This window comes from Collinsella sp. HCP28S3_E9 (assembly GCF_052065455.1).
Taxonomy (GTDB): domain Bacteria; phylum Actinomycetota; class Coriobacteriia; order Coriobacteriales; family Coriobacteriaceae; genus Collinsella.
In genome coordinates this window covers 96,241-113,463 of sequence record NZ_JBQHTZ010000005.1, presented here as the reverse complement: position 1 = coordinate 113,463, position 17,223 = coordinate 96,241, and the positions used below count along the sequence as shown (strand labels likewise).

At 61.6% G+C, this 17,223-nt stretch carries 12 protein-coding genes; 4 read left to right on the top strand and 8 right to left on the bottom strand.

Going from position 1 to position 17,223, the window contains the following annotated elements; all coding sequences use genetic code 11:
• Nucleotides 1-2: 2 nt before the first annotated feature.
• From ACTNA2_RS03960 to ACTNA2_RS03940, 5 genes are all read right to left on the bottom strand, one after another.
• Nucleotides 3-1,118: a glycosyltransferase family 4 protein gene (locus ACTNA2_RS03960; protein ID WP_441048656.1), complete on the bottom strand. Its 1,116-nt coding sequence runs from the start codon at nt 1,116-1,118 to the stop codon at nt 3-5.
• On the bottom strand, nt 1,119-1,868 hold the full coding sequence (locus tag ACTNA2_RS03955) for a sugar transferase (protein WP_441048655.1): 750 nt from the start codon (nt 1,866-1,868) through the stop codon (nt 1,119-1,121).
• Between the two features lie 81 nt (nt 1,869-1,949).
• A complete protein-coding gene (locus ACTNA2_RS03950; RefSeq protein ID WP_441048654.1) occupies nt 1,950-2,540 on the bottom strand; it encodes a hypothetical protein in 591 nt (196 codons plus the stop codon).
• A 323-nt stretch (nt 2,541-2,863) separates the two neighbouring features.
• A complete protein-coding gene (thrS, locus tag ACTNA2_RS03945) occupies nt 2,864-4,627 on the bottom strand; it encodes a threonine--tRNA ligase (protein WP_441016167.1) in 1,764 nt (587 codons plus the stop codon).
• Between the two features lie 257 nt (nt 4,628-4,884).
• The gene (locus ACTNA2_RS03940) at nt 4,885-5,316 is read right to left on the bottom strand and encodes a double zinc ribbon domain-containing protein (protein WP_006234085.1); all 432 of its coding nucleotides are present in this window, start codon (nt 5,314-5,316) and stop codon (nt 4,885-4,887) included.
• A 797-nt stretch (nt 5,317-6,113) separates the two neighbouring features.
• On the opposite strand from ACTNA2_RS03940, the gene ACTNA2_RS03935 reads away from it, so the two are divergent.
• From ACTNA2_RS03935 to ACTNA2_RS03920, 4 genes are all read left to right on the top strand, one after another.
• Entirely contained in the window at nt 6,114-7,586 is a 1,473-nt protein-coding gene (locus ACTNA2_RS03935) for an NAD(P)/FAD-dependent oxidoreductase (RefSeq protein WP_441048653.1), read from the top strand.
• A 1-nt stretch (nt 7,587) separates the two neighbouring features.
• Nucleotides 7,588-9,009 carry an NAD(P)/FAD-dependent oxidoreductase gene (locus ACTNA2_RS03930; RefSeq protein WP_441048652.1) on the top strand — a complete coding sequence of 474 codons (1,422 nt, stop codon included), beginning with the start codon at nt 7,588-7,590 and terminating at the stop codon, nt 9,007-9,009.
• Between the two features lie 2 nt (nt 9,010-9,011).
• A complete protein-coding gene (locus ACTNA2_RS03925) occupies nt 9,012-9,410 on the top strand; it encodes a DUF1667 domain-containing protein (RefSeq protein ID WP_427728710.1) in 399 nt (132 codons plus the stop codon).
• A 466-nt stretch (nt 9,411-9,876) separates the two neighbouring features.
• Complete coding sequence (locus tag ACTNA2_RS03920) at nt 9,877-10,965, top strand: M24 family metallopeptidase (protein WP_441048651.1); 1,089 nt, start codon at nt 9,877-9,879, stop codon at nt 10,963-10,965.
• 239 nt (nt 10,966-11,204) lie between these two features.
• Here the strand turns inward: ACTNA2_RS03920 and ACTNA2_RS03915 are convergent, their stop codons facing one another.
• From ACTNA2_RS03915 to clpX, 3 genes are all read right to left on the bottom strand, one after another.
• The gene (locus ACTNA2_RS03915; RefSeq protein WP_441048650.1) at nt 11,205-12,548 is read right to left on the bottom strand and encodes a bifunctional folylpolyglutamate synthase/dihydrofolate synthase; all 1,344 of its coding nucleotides are present in this window, start codon (nt 12,546-12,548) and stop codon (nt 11,205-11,207) included.
• Between the two features lie 277 nt (nt 12,549-12,825).
• On the bottom strand, nt 12,826-15,522 hold the full coding sequence (locus tag ACTNA2_RS03910) for a valine--tRNA ligase (RefSeq protein ID WP_441048649.1): 2,697 nt from the start codon (nt 15,520-15,522) through the stop codon (nt 12,826-12,828).
• Between the two features lie 285 nt (nt 15,523-15,807).
• Nucleotides 15,808-17,223, bottom strand: coding sequence for an ATP-dependent Clp protease ATP-binding subunit ClpX (gene clpX, locus ACTNA2_RS03905; RefSeq protein WP_427794736.1), 1,416 nt, complete (start codon nt 17,221-17,223; stop codon nt 15,808-15,810).

The following is a 17,223-nucleotide window of genomic DNA, read 5'->3' as shown; positions in this document are numbered from 1 at the left end:
AATCAAGCTGAATACAATTCGAGGGTCCGCTCGACGACGGAGTCCCAGTTGTAGGATTTCTCGACGTGTGCCTTGGCGGCGCCGCCGAGGACTCTCCCGCGGACACTGTCAGCGAGCAGGCCTTGCAGCGTGGCCCGCAGGGAATCGGCACTGCCCTTCTCGAACGTCACGCCGTTGCCGGCGAGGACGTCCGCGCACTCGGGGATGTCGCTCGTCACGCAGCAGCAGCCATATGCCATCGCCTCCAGCAGGCTCATGGGCATGCCCTCGACATCGGACGGCAGTACGTAGGCGTAGCAGTTGGAGTAAAGCTCCTCCAGGGGCTCGCCGTTCACGAAGCCGGTGAAGAGGATGCGGGGGTCGCCCTGCGCGGCCTCGCGAAGGGACACCTCGTACTCGGAGGTGTCCGAACCGCCGCCGGCGATGACAAGTTTCTTATCTGTATCAAGTCCCTTGAAGGCATCGATCAGGAGCTCGGGGCGCTTCTCGGGAACGAGCCGGCCCAGGTACAGCAGGTAGGAGCCCTCGTCGAGCCCCCACTCCTCCTTTATCTGATTGACCGGTCTCGGCTGTTTTACCTCGATACCGTTGGGGATGAACGTCGCCGTGCGGCCGTAGGCGTCCTGAAAATAGAACTGGGCCGATTTGGACAGGACGACGAGGCCGTCGGCCTTGGTGGCGGCCGCCCTCTCCCCCATCTTGATGTACGTGCTGGCGAGCTTCCCCCACTTGGCGCGCTGCCAGTCCAGGCCGTGGATGGTGGCGACGGTGCGGATGCCGGCGTGCCTGACCAGAGGCAGTGGCACGCAGGGACCCTCGGCGTGGTAGTGGATCACGTCGGGCCTGTTCTTGATGGCCGCCAGGGTGGCGAAGTACGAGGAGCTCAGCGCGGCGAGCCCCTTCTTGTCTATCGTCCTCACGGGGACGACGCGCACGCCGTCGACGGTGCGCTCGTGGCAGTCCGCGGCGTCGCCGGTCATGACGTCCGCACCGGAACGGTCATAACAGGTGACCTCGTGGCCGAGCGCCGCCATGCGGCGGGCGAGCTCGGTCACGACGACCTCCACGCCACCCTCGCGGGAGCCGTATCTCTTATGTCCGATCATCGCGATGCGCATCTAGCACGCACCCTTGCCGGTGATGACCTCAATAACCGTCAAGACAATAATCTTGAGGTCGGTCAAAATGCCTCGATTAACGATGTACTCAAGATCGCGCTGCACCATGCCATCAAAACCAGTTGAGTTTCGATCGGTAACCTGCCACCAGCCGGTGATCCCGGGCTTCACGGCCAGGCGCTGCAGGTCGTACTCGGTGTACTCCGCAACCTCGTTGGGCAGAGGCGGGCGCGGGCCCACGACCGACATCTGGCCCAGGAACACGTTCAGGAACTGCGGGAACTCGTCGATGGAGTGCTTGCGGATGAACTTGCCGATCTTGGTGACGCGCGGGTCTTCCTTCATCTTGAACATGGCGCCGGCGATCTCGTTCTGCTCCTTGAGCTCGGCGAGGCGCTCGTCGGCGTCTTTGTACATGCTGCGGAACTTCCACATGCGGAAGGTGGACAGGCTGCCGTCGCGGTGGGTCTGGCCCACGCGGATCTGGCTGTAGAACGGGTTGCCCTCGCTCTCCAGGCGGATGGCCGCGGCCAGCACCAGGCTGGGTATGGCGATGACTACCAGCACGCAGCCGCTGAACACGATGTCGAAGGCGCGCTTGACGGTGCGGTAGGCCAGGTGCGTGCGGTCCCAGTCCTTCACGGCCTGCATGGCCTTGTAGCGCATGCTCGCGTCACCGCCGCTCATTGCCTGGGCAACAAGCGCAGCCCCCACCGGCGCGTTTTGCCCTGTCACTTCTTTACTAGTCAAGTTCAAATCCACGTCCCTGCCCCCAGGGATCCCCCAATCGATGAATTCAAATTGCGAATGAATTGCCAGTGCGACGTCCCCTTACGTCTTACTGGGCACGTCTAACGGAAGCAGCTCCCTAAAAGCGGAGTCGCCTTCGCCCACGTCTACCAGGCACCAGCGCTTATGACGGTCGATCTTCTTAACCCGGGCTTCTTGCCCTACCAAGGGCCCCTGCTCTATGTGCAGCACACCGTCTTCTATGCGGGCTACGCTGTTGCGCACCACGCCGTCGTCGTCCAGTACGCTGCGGTACCAGTCCTGCGCATCGTCCGGCATGGGCATGTACGCCCGCTCCCTACTGCCGGCGATGCGACAGCCAAAGCTCAACTGGGCCAAAGCCCTATCGAGCGCGGCGGCATCGCGCGTGGCGACGAAGAAGTATTCCTTGTACATAGGTTTGGTTTGGAGCGACCAAGCGCCGTCCCGCTTAAACCAGAACTCCTTTTGCATCACAAAAGCGTCCTGCATCAACTCGTGCGGGATAATGCGGCGGACCTTTTCGCAGGTCTCGCGCTCTTTACCGTTGGGGGTGTGGACCAGATACCAGCGGACGCGGCCGTGCTGGCTATTGGTGGTGGCGCCGTTAAATGCGCCCGGCAGCTGCTCTTGGCGCCGTGCCGTCTGTTCCATCTCTCGCCCCCTTCTCTTGCTTTGCGATGCACGCAAATGCAGGGGCGTTTAGAACAGGCTTCTCGCTCGCAGCTAGGCGCAGTCGCAAAAGTACAGGTTTCTGTAGAGGCGTATGGAGATGTGTCTACCGGCAGTACATTTTGCGTAATCTGCGCAAACGTTAATAAATTGCTCGTATAATGGCCTGTATCGAAAGATACAAAAACCTGTACCTTTTTGTGCAACAAAAAAAGCCGCTGTATCAGCGGCTTTTTCTCGTTTGGGCATTAAAAAAGGCGACCGCCCTTTGTGCACGGTCGCCTTTAGTTGTTGTGTAGTTTGCCTTAGGCGCGAGTCTTAATCTCCTCGGTCACCTTGGCCACAAACTCGTCAACACTCATCTGAACGGTCTCGTTGGAGCGATCGCGGACGGAGATGTTGCCGGCCTCGACCTCCTTCTCGCCCAGGATGAGCATATAGGGCACGCGGTCGATGCTGCGGGCCTCGCGGATCTTGTAGCCGATCTTCTCGTCGCGGTCGTCGCAGACCACGCGAATGCCGGCCTCCTCAAGCTTGGCGCACACCTCGTGGGCGTAGTCGCGGCTCTTCTCGGAGACCGGAAGCGCCTTGACCTGCACGGGAGCCAGCCAGGTGGGGAACTTGCCCGCAAAGTGCTCGATCAGAATGCCAATAAAGCGCTCGATGGAGCCAAAGCACACGCGGTGCAGCATAATGGGGCGCTTCTTGGTGCCGTCGGCGTCCACGTACTCCAGATCAAAGTTGAGCGGCATCTGGAAGTCGAGCTGCACGGTACCGCACTGCCAGGTACGGCCGAGCGAGTCCTCCAGGTGGAAGTCGATCTTGGGGCCGTAGAAGGCGCCGTCGCCCTCGTTGACCTCGTAGTCCATGTGCAGCTGCTCCAGAGCGGTGCGCAGGCCCTCTTCGGCTCGTGCCCAGTCCTCGTCAGAACCCATGGAGTCCTCGGGGCGGGTGGAAAGCTCAACGTGATACTTAAAGCCAAACTTCTGGTATACGGAGTCGATAAGGTTGACCACGCCCACAATCTCGTCGGTCAGCTGGTCGGGGCGCACAAACAGGTGGGCGTCGTCCTGGTTAAAGCAGCGCACGCGGAACAGGCCGTGCAGGGCTCCGCGCAGCTCGTGGCGGTGCACCAGGCCAATCTCGCCGGCGCGGATGGGCAGCTCGCGGTAGGAGTGCGGCTTGGAGGCGTACACCAGCACACCGCCCGGGCAGTTCATGGGCTTAATGCAGTACTCTTCGTCGTCGATGACGGTGGAGTACATGTTGTCCTTGTAGTGGTCCCAATGGCCCGAGGTCTTCCACAGCTGCTTGTTCATGATGAGCGGCGTGGAGATCTCCACGTAGCCGGCCTTGTGGTGGATCTCGCGCCAGTAGTCCAGCAGCGTGTTCTTAAGGATCATGCCGTTGGGCAGGAAGAACGGGAAGCCGGGGGCCTCGTCGCGCATCATAAAGAGGTCCATCTCGCGGCCGATCTTGCGGTGGTCGCGCTTCTTGGCCTCCTCCAGCATGCGCATGTGCTCGTCGAGCTCTTCCTTGGTGGCAAAGGCGACGCCGTTGATGCGGGTGAGCATCTTGTTGTCCTTGTCGCCCTTCCAGTAGGCGCCCGAGACGCCGGTAAGCTTAAAGGCCTTGAGGGCCTTGGTGTAGCAGATGTGAGGGCCGACGCACATGTCGATGTAGTCGCCCTGCTGGTAGAAGGTGATGCGGGCGTCGTCGTCCAGATCGCCGATGTGCTCGACCTTGTACTTCTCGCCGCGCTCCTCCATAAGGGCGATGGCCTCGGCACGGGACTTCTCGTACACGGAGAACTTGAGGTTCTCCTTGACGATCTTTTTCATCTCGGCCTCGATCGCGGGGAAGTCGTCCTCGCTGATCTTGACGCCCTCGGGCAGGTCGACGTCGTAGTAAAAGCCGTTGTCGGTCGCGGGGCCGTAGGCAAAATCGGCCTGGGGGTACAGGCGCTTGATGGCCTGCGCCATGATATGCGCGGCGGAGTGGCGGATGACGTGCGTGACCTCGTCCTGCGGGAGCTCGGCCACCGAACCGTCATTGTAGAGTGCCTTCATGGGTATGTTTTCTCCTCTCGGATGCCTTGTGCAAGTGCTGCTTGGCGCCGTGCGGTGTGCATTGCGCTTGCCGGCGCGTGCGTTTTGACTTGCATCATTATAGGCAGGTTACCTAGGTATACAAGCGCCCGCCGCACCTGAATGGCACGGCGGGCGAATTTCTACGCATGCTTCATCGCGTGGGGCGGGTGCAGGGCGCGCGGCGTTCGCGTGGCGCGCGGGGCCCGTGGCTTGCGGCCGGCCCGGCGATGGATGCGCTACTGAATGCGAGTTCGGCAGTAGGGGCAGACCTTCCAGTGCGCGTCGAGCGGGCGATGGCAGCTGGGGCACACGTTGCGAACCTGGGTGTCGCACACCGGGCAGACCACAAAGTCCTTCTCGATGGGCGCACCGCACTGCGGGCAGGTGCCGTACTGGGCAAGCTGACGCTCGCGCAAGGCCATGTCCAGCTCCTGCTCCTCGCGGTCGGCCGCATAGGAGTGCGGGCGCAGGACCAGGTAGGCGATGAGGCCTACAAACGGGATGAGGGCAATGATGCCCCATGCCACGTAAGCGCTGGCGCCGCGGCGACGGGCGTCAATAAACACATAGACGACCGACAGCACGTACAGGGCGATGATAAAGCCAACAAAGGCATAGATGACGCCCATAAGCTGCGGCGACATGAGCTCGGAGATGTACTTGGACATTACGGATACCTTTCGGGGTAGTTACAACTCGAGTTAGTGTAACACGGGGGTTAACGATTTGGCAGGTCGTAGGCATGGGCGGATAGAAACATCTCAATCTGTAACAGGTGAGAGCGGAATCCGGGTCCAGATGTTACAGAATTAGATAAACCGTTCTCTCCCCGACTACAATCTCGATCTGTAACATCTTGACTCCAAAATCAGTCCCTACTGTTACCGATCAAGATGAACGGTGAGCCCTCCGTTAAATATCTCAATCTGTAACAACTAGGGGCCAGAAATCCTTCTATCTGTTACAGATCAAGACAAAGGAAAATGTCCAATCTCAATATCTCAATCTGTAACAACAACTCGGCAAAAACAGGTCTAACTGTTACAGATTTAGACATTCGAAACCGACTGATGGGTTCATCTAAATCTGTAACATCTAGACCCCAAAACGGTCCCGAGATGTTACAGATCGAGACAGATGACCTCTCCCTGACTTTAAATCTCAATCTGTAACACATAGGACCGATTTTCTACTCTTACTGTTACAAATCAAGACAAACAGAAGGCCCGCCTGGCAAACGTCTCGATCTGTAACATCTGGAACCCAACTCTTCTGCTTACCGTTACAGAACGAGACAAACCTTTGACAACAGGGGTGCCAGACGAGGTCACCGATTGACCTGAGTCTCCCCTCGCCTGCCGTTGGCGGATGCAGCGGGGCTGTTCGCCGCATTGCCACTGCGCGGGGGATGCGCACACCGTAGGATAGCCTTATTGACAGCCTGTCAACTCGTCTTGGAGGCACTGTGACGGAAACGTTTGATATCGCGATTGTGGGCGCGGGCATCACCGGATGCGCCATCGCGCGGCAGCTCGCACGCTATGACCTGTCCATCTGCGTGGTCGAGGCGGCCAACGACATTGCCCTGGGCGCGTCGAAGGCCAACGGCGGCCTGGTGCACGCCGGCTACGATCCGGCGCCGGGCACCGTAAAGGCGCAGGTCAACGCCCGCGGCTGCGAGCTATATGGCACGTGGGCCCAGGAGCTGGGCTTTTTGTTTTGCCGCACCGGGTCCATGGTGCTGGGCTTTAGCGACCAAGACCGCGCGCAGCTGGAGCAGCTGCAAAGCAACGGGCTGGCAAACGGCGTACCCGAGTTGGCGATCATCGGGGCCGAGCGCATCCACGAGTTGGAGCCGCGCGCCAGCGCCCAGGCCACGTGCGCGCTGTGGTGTCCCTCGACCGGCTATGTCGATCCGTTTGAGGTCGCCATCGCCGCGATGGAGAACGCGGTCGCCAACGGCGTGACGTTTGTGCGCTCCGCACCGGTGGAGACGATCGAGGTAGCTCCCGGCGCTGGCGACATGAGCGGTGACGGGACCGCTCGTTTTACGCTGGTGACACCGGCCGGTGATGTGCGCTGCCGCTATTTGATTAACGCGGCGGGCAACGGCGCCGCAGACATCTCGCATATGGCGGGCGCCGAGGAGTTCCAGATGGTCTGGCGCCAGGGTAACATTGTGGTGCTGGACAAGGAGCCGCGTGCACTCATGCCGCTCTACCCCGTTCCCACGCCGGTTTCCAAGGGCGTCATCGTCACGGGCACCGTCCACGGCAACACGGTGATCACCGCGACGGCCGCTGTGCGCGAGGCGGGCGACACGCAGACCTATGCGAGCGATGTCGACGCTCTGCTGAGCGGCGCGCGCAAGCTGGTGCCCGACCTGGACACGCGCCGCGTGGTGCGAGCGTTTGCCGGCGGGCGTCCGGTCATTAAGGGAACGAACGACTTTTTTATTGGACAGTCCGCCGTGGTACCGTGGCTGTTCCAGGCGGCGGGCATTCAGTCGCCGGGCGTAGCGAGCGCTCCGGCCATTGCCGAGCGCATGGAGCACGTGATGCGCGAGGCGGGTGTTGCTTTGCGCGAGCGGGCCGATTGGGATCCGATTCGCCGCGCGCCGGACGACTTCGACCGTGCGCCGCTTGCGCGCAAGGAAGAGCTGATCGAGTCCGACCCCGCGTGGGGGCAGATTGTCTGCCGCTGCGAGACGGTGCCCGAAGCCGAAATCGTGGCCGCGATTCGACACCGCCCGGGTGCGGTCTCGGTCGAGGGCGTCAAACGCCGTTGCCGCGCCGGCATGGGTCGGTGCCAGAGCGGCTTTTGCCAGAGCCGAGTGGTGCGGATTCTGGCCCGCGAGCTGGGCTGCGATCCCAGCGAGGTGCTGCTGGAGGACACTGGCTCGTGGCTCGTTGAGGGACCTTTGAAGGGGGTGCGCTAGGATGGCGACGAGTATCGATATGGGTGCGGTATCGGGCGTCGAGTGCACTTGCGCAGATGCCGACAGGGTATCAATTGCTGCCGGCGCCGTGCAGACGCAGGCGTTCGACGTAGTCGTTATCGGCGGCGGACCTGCCGGCATGGCGGCCGCACTTGCCGCACACAAGGCCGGAGCGCGCGTGGCCATCGTTGAGCGCGAACAGCACCTGGGCGGCATCCTGCGCCAGTGCATCCACCCGGGCTTTGGCCTCTCACACTTTAAGCAGGAACTGACCGGTCCCGAGTACGCACAGCGCTTAATCGACCAGGTGCGCGAAACCGATATCGCACTGTTCCTGGACAGTATGGTGATTGGGATCGACTCAAGCGAGGACAAAGTCGCAGGCACGGGCGCAAGTGGCGCGGCGAGCGATGCCTCGGCACACACCGTCACGCTCATGAGCCCCGCCGGCGTGTTGCAGCTCACCGGGCGCGCCGTCGTCCTTGCCATGGGGTGTCGCGAGCGCACGCGCAGCGAGATCAAGATTCCCGGCAGCCGCCCCGCCGGCGTGTTTACCGCCGGCCTGGCGCAGCGATACATCAACATCGACAACCTCAAGCCCGGCTCGCGCGCCGTCATTTTAGGCTCGGGCGACATTGGGCTCATCATGGCGCGTCGCTGCACGCTCGAGGGGATTTCGGTCGAGGGCGTGTACGAGCTTATGCCATACGCCAACGGCCTGCGCCGCAATGTGAAGAACTGCCTGGACGATTTTGGCATTCCGCTGCACCTGTCCACCACCGTCACACGCGTGATTGGGCACGACCGCGTGGAGGCCGTCGAGGTGAGCCAGGTCGACGAAAATCTGGCGCCCATTCCGGGGACCGAGCGCATCGTTCCGTGCGACACACTGCTGCTTTCGGTGGGTTTGATTCCCGAGAACGAGCTTTCGGTAGGCGCGGGTGTTGAGCTTGACCCGCGCACGCGCGGCGCCGTGGTGGACCAGAGCCTGCAGACGGGCGTGCCAGGCATCTTTGCCTGCGGCAACGTGCTGCACGTGCACGACCTGGCCGATAACGTGACGGCCGAGTCCGAGCGTGCCGGTGCGGCTGCAGCGACGTACGCGCTGGGGACCGGCACGGATGTCGAGACGGGCGCTGGCTGCCAGCTCACGGTCTCCCCTGCCGACATTGCCGGCTACGCGCTGCCGGGACGCATTACGGCCGTGGCACTCACCAGGCTCAACTTCCGCGTGCGCCGGCCGGTCGATGCCGCCCGCGTGCGCATTCTGGCGGGCGACGAGGAACTGCTTACGGGCAAGGTCCGCGCGTTTAAACCGAGCGTTATGGAAAGCTTCCCGCTGCCGGCAAAGGTGATACAGCGAGCGCTCGACCTGGGTGCCAGCGAGATTATCCTTTCCGTCGAGCCCGTCGAGGAGGCATAGCCATGAGCACAAATGCGATCGAGACGCTACAGTTCAACTGCACCACCTGCCCATCCGAGTGCCTCCTTACGGTGGAAGTGGAGCGCGGGGCCGACGACCGCGTGGCGACGGTGCGCGCCGTGACCGGCAACAGCTGCCCGCGCGGCGATAAGTTCGCACATCAGGAGCTCACCTGCCCCATGCGCGTCCTCACTACCACCGTGGCGGTATCAGGCGGCGACGAGGCGCTGCTGCCCGTCCGCACGGCCGAAGCCATCCCGCTCGAACTCCATGCCCAGACCATGGACCTCATCCGCGGCCTAGTGGTCAAAGCCCCCATCCGCATGGGCGATGTAGTCCTCCCCAACCTCCTAGACACCGGTACCGACCTCATCGCCAGCATGGACATCGACCCGGCCTAAGCAGCTCGTTTGGGACGGTGCTCTTTTAGCTACCCCGCATCCGCCCCGCCCCTCCTCAATTGCGGTGAAATAATTCCCGATTTCCGCCAAAACCCCGGCATCAAGGAACGATTCCACCGCAACTTGCCTTGGGATCGGTATTTAGCTTGTGCCTACTTTAGTGCCATTTCAAAACTATGCCGGATTACGGGGCTGATTCGGAGACCCCCACCCATACCGGCAATTTTCGATTTTTGATAAGCCTTCTACCTGCGGTTTTAATTTCGCGATTTTTCCCATGGTCAAGTAATACAGGTCCAGCCCCGTAATCCGCCATAGTTTTGAAACCAGCCCATTTGGGACGGGACCATATTGACTACTTTTACCTATCAGCTCGCATGTTTGACGCAGCTAAAATAGCCCCGTCCCAAATTGACTACCCTGGCATTGGGGATACCATGGTGGCAACCTAACGAAAGGACGATGTATGGCACATGTCGATGACCAGCGCGTGGCACGCGTGCTCGATGCGCTCGAGGCTCAGCACCCCGGCGCGCAGCTGCTCGTAAACGACCCGTGGTCGATTTATTACCTGACCGGCTTTTATGCCGATATGTTCGAGCGTTTTTGCGGCGTACTGCTCGCACGCGGTAGCGAGCCAGTGATCTTGGTCAACGCGCTGCATCAGCTGCCCGAGTATGACAATGCCCGCGTCGAGTACCACACCGATACCGACGTCGTGGCCGACGCCATCGCTCGCGAGGTTGATCCGACCAAACCGCTCGGCATCGACACCGTCATGCGCTCCGGCTTCTTAATGCCCCTCATGGAGCGCCATGCCGCGAGCGAATTCTTCCTAGGCGATTTTGCCGTGACCGCCGCGCGAACCTACAAAGACGCCGCCGAGCAGGAGCTTATGCGCGTGTCCTCGGCCGCTAACGACGCCGTGATGGCCGACGCGATCGTGCTCGTCCACGAAGGCGTGACAGAGCGCGAGATTGCCGACCAGATGCTTGGCCTGTATCGCAAGCACGATTGCGAGGGCTTTAGCTTTCCGCCCATCGTGAGCTTTGGCGCCAACGCCGGCGACCCGCACCACGAGCCAGACGATACGGTACTCAAGCGTTGCGACGTGGTGCTGTTCGACATTGGCGGGCGTCGTCGCAACTACTGCTCGGACATGACGCGCACGTTCCTTTGGGGCGAGCCGGACGAGGAGACGGCACGCATCTACGACATCGTGCGCCGCGCCAACGAGGCCGCCGAGGCGCTCATCGCCCCGGGCGTGCGCATGTGCGACCTGGACCGTGCCGCGCGCGACGTGATTGAGGACGCGGGTTATGGCAAATACTTTACGCACCGTCTGGGACACTCGATCGGCCTGCAAGACCACGAGCCGGGCGACGTCTCGCTCGTCAACGAGCAGGTCGTGGAGCCGGGCATGACGTTCTCCATCGAGCCGGGCATCTACCTCCCCGGCCGCACCGGCGTCCGCATCGAGGACCTTGCCCTGGTCACCGAGAGCGGCGTCGAGATCCTCAACGCCTACCCCCACGATCCGGTCCGCCTAGACTAGGCAATGCGGCAAAGGGACAGCCCCTTTGTCGCATCACATGAATGCCGCCACGAAATGGGCCTATCTACTACGTTTAACCCGCATGGGGCGACCATGCGGGTATTTTTTGAAAATTGGCAAGCCTTCTACCTGCGGTTTTGATTTTGCGATTCTCGGCATGGTTGAGGGTAGCCGGTCAAACGTAGTAGATAGACCCATTTCGTGGCGAGCAGGCAAACTAGCTACCCTGCGGAAGGGATCTAGCGGAGCAGACCGGCAACTTCGCCGGCCAGGGTGATGGTACCTGCTGCTACGAAGGGCTCGCCTGCGGCCTCAAAGGCTGCGAGGGCCTCGGACACGCTGGGGTACACGCCTGCGAGCTTATCGGAGTCCACCAGGGCAGCAAGCTCCTCCGCCGGCAAGGCGCGATCGGAATCGGTCTGTGTGACGACCACGCGCGGGAAGGCCGGGATCAGCACGTCGACGATACCCGCCACGTCCTTGTCTGCCAGCGCGGCGCACAGCAACGTGGGGCGATTCTCTACGCACGGATCGATCTCGTCCAAGGCGCTCACAAAGTTCTCGCAACTCTGGGGGTTATGGCAGGCGTCAATCAGCTTGAGCGGGTCGGTTCCCAACACATCAAAACGGCCCGGCGTGGGGCAGCCCATAAGCGAAGCATCAAGCGCCTCGTGGTCGAGCTCGCGACCCAGATACCCCTCGCAGAGCATAATCGCGCACGCGGCATTCTGCGGCTGATACGCCGGCTTAACCATGCTCGACGTATAAATCGCACGCGGCGTGGTGCAGCTAAACTCAACCGTATCGCCCACATGCGCCGGCACCTTGGTCGTGGCGTGGCTCACCACCAGCGGCACCACACCACACTCGCGACAACGGTTGTCCATAACGCGCTGAACGCTCGGCTCATGCGTGCCCTCGCCCAGCACAACCAGGCGTCCGGGCTTAATGACCGCAGCCTTCTCCCCCGCAATCGCCTCGAGCGTATCGCCCAGAATGCGCGTGTGGTCGAGTCCGATGCCCGTGATGGCAACGGCAACGGGATCGGTCGCGCTCGTGGCGTCCCAGCGACCGCCCATGCCGACCTCGAGCACGGCAACATCCACGCGAGCCTCGGCAAACACCACAAGCGCGGCGGCCGTCAGCAGGTCAAACGGCGTGATGGTATAGGCACGCTCCCCCGCCACCACGCGGCGCGCATTCACTCGATGCCCCGCCTCAACAGCAGCAGAAACGCCACGGGCAAACGCCTCATCGCTCACGACGTGCCCATCGACCTCCATGCGCTCGGGATAGCGAACAAGCTGCGGCGACGTATAAAGCGCAGCCTTGAGCCCCTCGCCGCGAAGGATAGCAGCCGAAAAACGCGTGGTCGAAGTCTTGCCATTGGTACCGGCAACCTGAATGCAATCAAAGTACTCGTCCGGCCGCCCCAGCTCATCGAGCATATCGACAACTGTCTCGAGCAGAGGACCAGCATCCCCAGAAATCCGCCCCGTATCGGCAGCAAGCCCCACAGCCTCACCAAACGAAAGCAAATCAAACTCAAAAGGAACGACATACGACCCAGAACGCTTAGCCATAACCCAAAGTCCCCTCAACATAAAAAGAGGCCCGAATCAACAACGAGCCCCTCCCATTCAAAATATAAGCCAAACACCGCTTTGCAGCAGAATCAAGGCCACAGCCAAGTGGCCTAACCCACCAGTTGCAAACAACCACGTAAACGACCTGGGAGCGGTTTGGGGCTTTGCTCGATACAAGTTCCGCACGAGCCGAAGGCCACTTAATGTGGCCTTCGTGCGAGCAGGACTGTCCGCAGTAGCGAGCAATGCCCCAAACCGCGTCCCCCAGTAACGCCTACGAGAAGTCAGCAACCTGAGCAGTCAGTGCCTCCAGGATCTCCTGGAGCTCAGCTGCACGGTCCCTCTTCTTCTGGACCACCGCGGGCGCGGCCTTGGCCACAAAGCCCTCGTTGGCGAGCGTCTTCTCGCAGCCGGCGAGCTCCTTCTGGGCCGCGGCAATCTCCTTCTCCAGACGTGCCTTCTCGGCCGAAAGGTCAACCTTGCCCTCGAGCACCACAAAGACCTCGACGCCGCTGTCGACCACGGCGATGCTCGCGGCCGGCTTCTCAACATCGGTACCCATGACCAGCGAGGCGGTATTGGCCAGCGGCTCGATGGTCGAGCGCAGGCTCTCGAGCTTCTCGATGTCCTCGGCACCGGCACGCACGACCACGTCGAGCTCGGCCTTGGGGCTCAAGCGATAACGCGAACGCGTGGCGCGGGCGGCAGAAACGACGGTGCGACACAGCTCAAACGCGCGCTCGGCGTCCTCGTCGACATACTTGACATAGTCGGCAGGCTCGGGCCACTTGGCGATCATGAGCGCCTCGGCGCGGTCCACGTTGCCCTCGGCGTCCAGGTCGAGCACGCTCGCCGGCATGTTGTCCCAGATCTCCTCGGTGACAAACGGCATGAGCGGGTGCATCAGGCGAATAGAGGTATCGAGCACAAAGATCAGGTTTCGCTGCGCCTGCAGACGGCCCTCGCCCTTCAGGCGCGCCTTGGTGACTTCGACGTACCAGTCGCAGACCTCGTTCCAGAAGAACTGCTGAACACCGCGGGCCATGTCGCCAAAGGTGTAATTCTCGATGCCCTCGGTAACCATCTTGACGGCCTTGGCCAGACGACTGAACATCCAGGCGTCGGCCGGCGTCTCTACGACAGGCTCGCCGGGCGTGTAGCCCTCCATGTTCATAAGCAGGAAGCGGCTGGCGTTCCAAATCTTGGTCACAAACGACTTGGCCTGCTCGGTACGCGGGCTGTCGATAAGCTTCTTGGTCTTCTTATCGATGTTCGCGTCAAACTTGACGTCCTGGTTGTTGGTGCAGAGCGTCAGCAGGTTGTAACGCATGGCGTCAGCACCGTACATGCCAATGAGGTCCATGGGGTCAACGCCGTTGCCCTTGGACTTGGACATGCGGCTGCCGTCCTTGGCAAGAATCGTCGGGTAGATGACGACGTCCTTAAACGGTACCTCGTCCAGGAAGTACAGCGAGCTCATGACCATGCGGGCGACCCACAGCGCGATGATGTCGCGCGCGGTGACGAGTGCCGTCGTGGGGTGATGTCCCTCGAGCAGCTCCGGCTTTTGGGGCCAGCCCTGCGTGGCGAAAGTCCACAGCTGCGAGCTAAACCAGGTGTCCAGCACGTTCTCGTCCTGGTGCACGTGATGGCCGCCGCACTTGGGACACACGTCGGTGTCCTCGGTCAGGGCGTCCTCCCAGCCGCAGTCCTCGCAGTAGAACACGGGAATGCGGTGGCCCCACCACAGCTGACGGCTGATGCACCAGTCCTTGAGGTTCTCCATCCAGGTGGTGTAGGTCTGCGTCCAGCGCGCGGGATGGAAGGTGACCTTGCCGGAGTTGACGGCGTCGAGCGCAGGCCCCTTGAGCTTGTCGACGGCCACAAACCACTGCTCGGACAGCCACGGCTCCAGGGCGGAGTCGCAACGGTAGCAGTGCATGACGGAGTGATCGAGGTCCTCGACGTGATCGAGCAGGCCGTGCTCGTCGAACCACTTGATGACGGCCTCGCGGCACTCGTCGCGGTTCATCCCGGTGAACTCGCCGTAGCCCTCGACGACCACCGCATGCTCGTCAAAGATGTTGATCTGCGGCAAGTCGTGGGCCTGACCCATGGCGTAGTCGTTGGGGTCGTGGGCCGGTGTGACCTTGACAAAGCCGGAGCCAAAGTTGGCGTCGACATGCCAATCCTCAAAGATGGGGATCTCACGGTCGACGATGGGGAGCTTGACGGTCTTACCCACAAAGGCGGCCTTCTCGGGGTCCTTCGGGGAGACAGCCACGCCCGTGTCGCCGAGCATGGTCTCGGGGCGCGTAGTGGCGACGACGATGTAGTCCTGGCCGTTGACCGGCTCGGTCAGCGGGTAGCGCAGGTGCCACAGGTGACCCTTCTCGTCCTTGTACTCGGCCTCGTCGTCCGAGATGGCGGTGGTGCAGTTGGGGCACCAGTTGACGATGCGCTTGCCGCGGTAGATCAGGCCGTCGTGGTACCAGTCGCAGAACACCTTGCGCACGGCCTGGGCGTAGTCCTCGTCCATGGTAAAGCGCTCGTTATCAAAGTCGACGGAGCAGCCCATACGCTTGATCTGCTCGACGATGATGCCGCCGTACTCGTGGGTCCAATCCCAGCAGGCGTCGACAAACTTATCGCGGCCGATCTCCAGGCGGCTGATGCCCTCGCTCTTGAGCTTCTTGTCGACCTTGGTCTGCGTGGCGATGCCGGCGTGGTCGGTACCGAGCACCCAGCGGGTGGACCTGCCGCGCATGCGGGCCATGCGGATGATGGCATCCTGGATGGAATCGTCGGTGGCGTGACCCATGTGGAGCTTGCCGGTCACGTTGGGAGGCGGAATGGTGACAGTGCAGTCGCCCACGCCCTCACGGCGCTTGTAGTAGCCGCCGTCGAGCCACTTCTGCAGGATCGCCGGCTCGTTGGTCGACGGATCGTAGTTTTTGGGCATTTCTTCCATATATCTCTCCCTGTCCCGCCGGCGTGTCCGCCTGCTTAGGTATCGATTACTTCAGTCTGTAATGACTTCGCTGAGGCTTAAACAAACAAACAGAATAACACAGGTAGTTGGGGTTATTGCGTATATATAAAATAGCCTCCGACCGCGGGTGGTCGGAGGCTATTCAAATTCACATTTGCGAAACCTACCATTTAGGGACAGGTTTATTTTGGTCGGTTTTATATGGGCAAACGTCATTCTCCCTGATAAAACCTGCCAAAATAAACCTGTCCCTTTTTGGCAGGTTTACCCGTAGATGCGCTGGGGCTGTTCGGTGCCCTTTACGGAGGCTTCGGTCACGATGACCTTGGCGACTCCTTCCTCGCTCGGCAGGTCGAACATCGTCTGCTGCAGCACGTCCTCGCAGATGGAGCGCAGGCCGCGGGCGCCGGTCTTGCGGGCAAGCGCCATGCGGGCAATCTCGTGCAGGGCGGCGTCCTCAAACTCAAGTTCAACGTCCTCGAGCTGGAACATCTTGCGGTACTGACGCACAACGGCGTTCTTTGGCTCGGTCAGGATCGACACCAGGTCGTCCTCGTCGAGCGCCTGTGTCTGGGTGACGACGGGCGTACGTCCCACAAACTCGGGGATCATACCAAAGGCGTTGAGGTCCTGCGGGAGCACCTGACGCAGCAGGTCGTTCTCGTCGACCGAGGTGGGGCCGGCGATCTCGGAGTTAAAGCCCACGCCCTTGTTGCCCACGCGGTCGGCGATAATCTTGTCCAGACCCACAAAGGCACCGCCGCAGATAAACAAGATATTGGTCGTGTCGATCTGCAGCAGCTCCTGCTGGGGGTGCTTGCGGCCGCCGGTGGGCGGAACGCTTGCCACCGTGCCCTCAAGGATCTTAAGCAGCGCCTGCTGAACGCCCTCGCCCGAAACGTCGCGGGTGATGGAGAGGTTCTCGGCCTTGCGGGCGATCTTGTCGATCTCGTCCACGTAGATGATGCCGACCTGCGCACGCTCGATATCGCCATCGGCAGCATTGATGAGCTTGAGCAGGATGTTCTCCACGTCCTCGCCCACGTAACCGGCCTCGGTGAGTGCGGTGGCGTCGGCGATGGCAAACGGCACCTCGAGGATGCGCGCGAGCGTCTGGGCGAGCAAGGTCTTACCGGTACCGGTGGGACCGAGCAGCAAGATGTTGGACTTGGCGAGCTCCACCTCGTCCATATCGTCGTCGAGCCGCGAACCCGCACCCGAGGCCTCGTCAAAGGCCGAAAGCGCGGCGCCGCCCTCGATCACGCGACGGTAGTGGTTGTACACGGCAACCGACATGGCGCGCTTGGCGTCTTCCTGACCCATGACATAGGCCGAAAGCTCGTCATAGATCTCGTGCGGGGTCGGCACGTGCGTAATGACCTGACGCACGTCGTCCTCGAGCTCAAAGCCCTCGGGCTCGGGATCCATGGCAGGCTGCCCGGCAGCCTGACCGTGGTCGTTGAGGAAGCCCGGCAGCTTGCCGTTGCAGGCGGCATCCATAAAGTCCGAAGCCAGCGACTCCTCCAAGATCTCAGAGCAGGCGGCAACGCACTCGTCGCAGATAAAGATGTTGGTAGGGCCCTTTACAAGGCGGCGCACCTGACCCTGCTCTTTTCCGCAGAAGGAGCAGCGGATGGGGTTGCCGTTCTCGTCAAAGTTGTCCTGCATGTTACCGGCCAT

Coding starts and splice junctions, on each gene's coding strand:
- ACTNA2_RS03930 (WP_441048652.1), top strand. CDS start 7,588: ATGGCGACGAGTATCGATATGGGTGCGGTATCGGGCGTCGAGTGCACT.
- ACTNA2_RS03910 (WP_441048649.1), bottom strand. CDS start 15,522: ATGGAAGAAATGCCCAAAAACTACGATCCGTCGACCAACGAGCCGGCG.
- thrS (WP_441016167.1), bottom strand. CDS start 4,627: ATGAAGGCACTCTACAATGACGGTTCGGTGGCCGAGCTCCCGCAGGAC.
- ACTNA2_RS03920 (WP_441048651.1), top strand. CDS start 9,877: ATGGCACATGTCGATGACCAGCGCGTGGCACGCGTGCTCGATGCGCTC.
- clpX (WP_427794736.1), bottom strand. CDS start 17,223: ATGGCCGGTAACATGCAGGACAACTTTGACGAGAACGGCAACCCCATC.
- ACTNA2_RS03915 (WP_441048650.1), bottom strand. CDS start 12,548: ATGGCTAAGCGTTCTGGGTCGTATGTCGTTCCTTTTGAGTTTGATTTG.
- ACTNA2_RS03960 (WP_441048656.1), bottom strand. CDS start 1,118: ATGCGCATCGCGATGATCGGACATAAGAGATACGGCTCCCGCGAGGGT.
- ACTNA2_RS03940 (WP_006234085.1), bottom strand. CDS start 5,316: ATGTCCAAGTACATCTCCGAGCTCATGTCGCCGCAGCTTATGGGCGTC.
- ACTNA2_RS03925 (WP_427728710.1), top strand. CDS start 9,012: ATGAGCACAAATGCGATCGAGACGCTACAGTTCAACTGCACCACCTGC.
- ACTNA2_RS03950 (WP_441048654.1), bottom strand. CDS start 2,540: ATGGAACAGACGGCACGGCGCCAAGAGCAGCTGCCGGGCGCATTTAAC.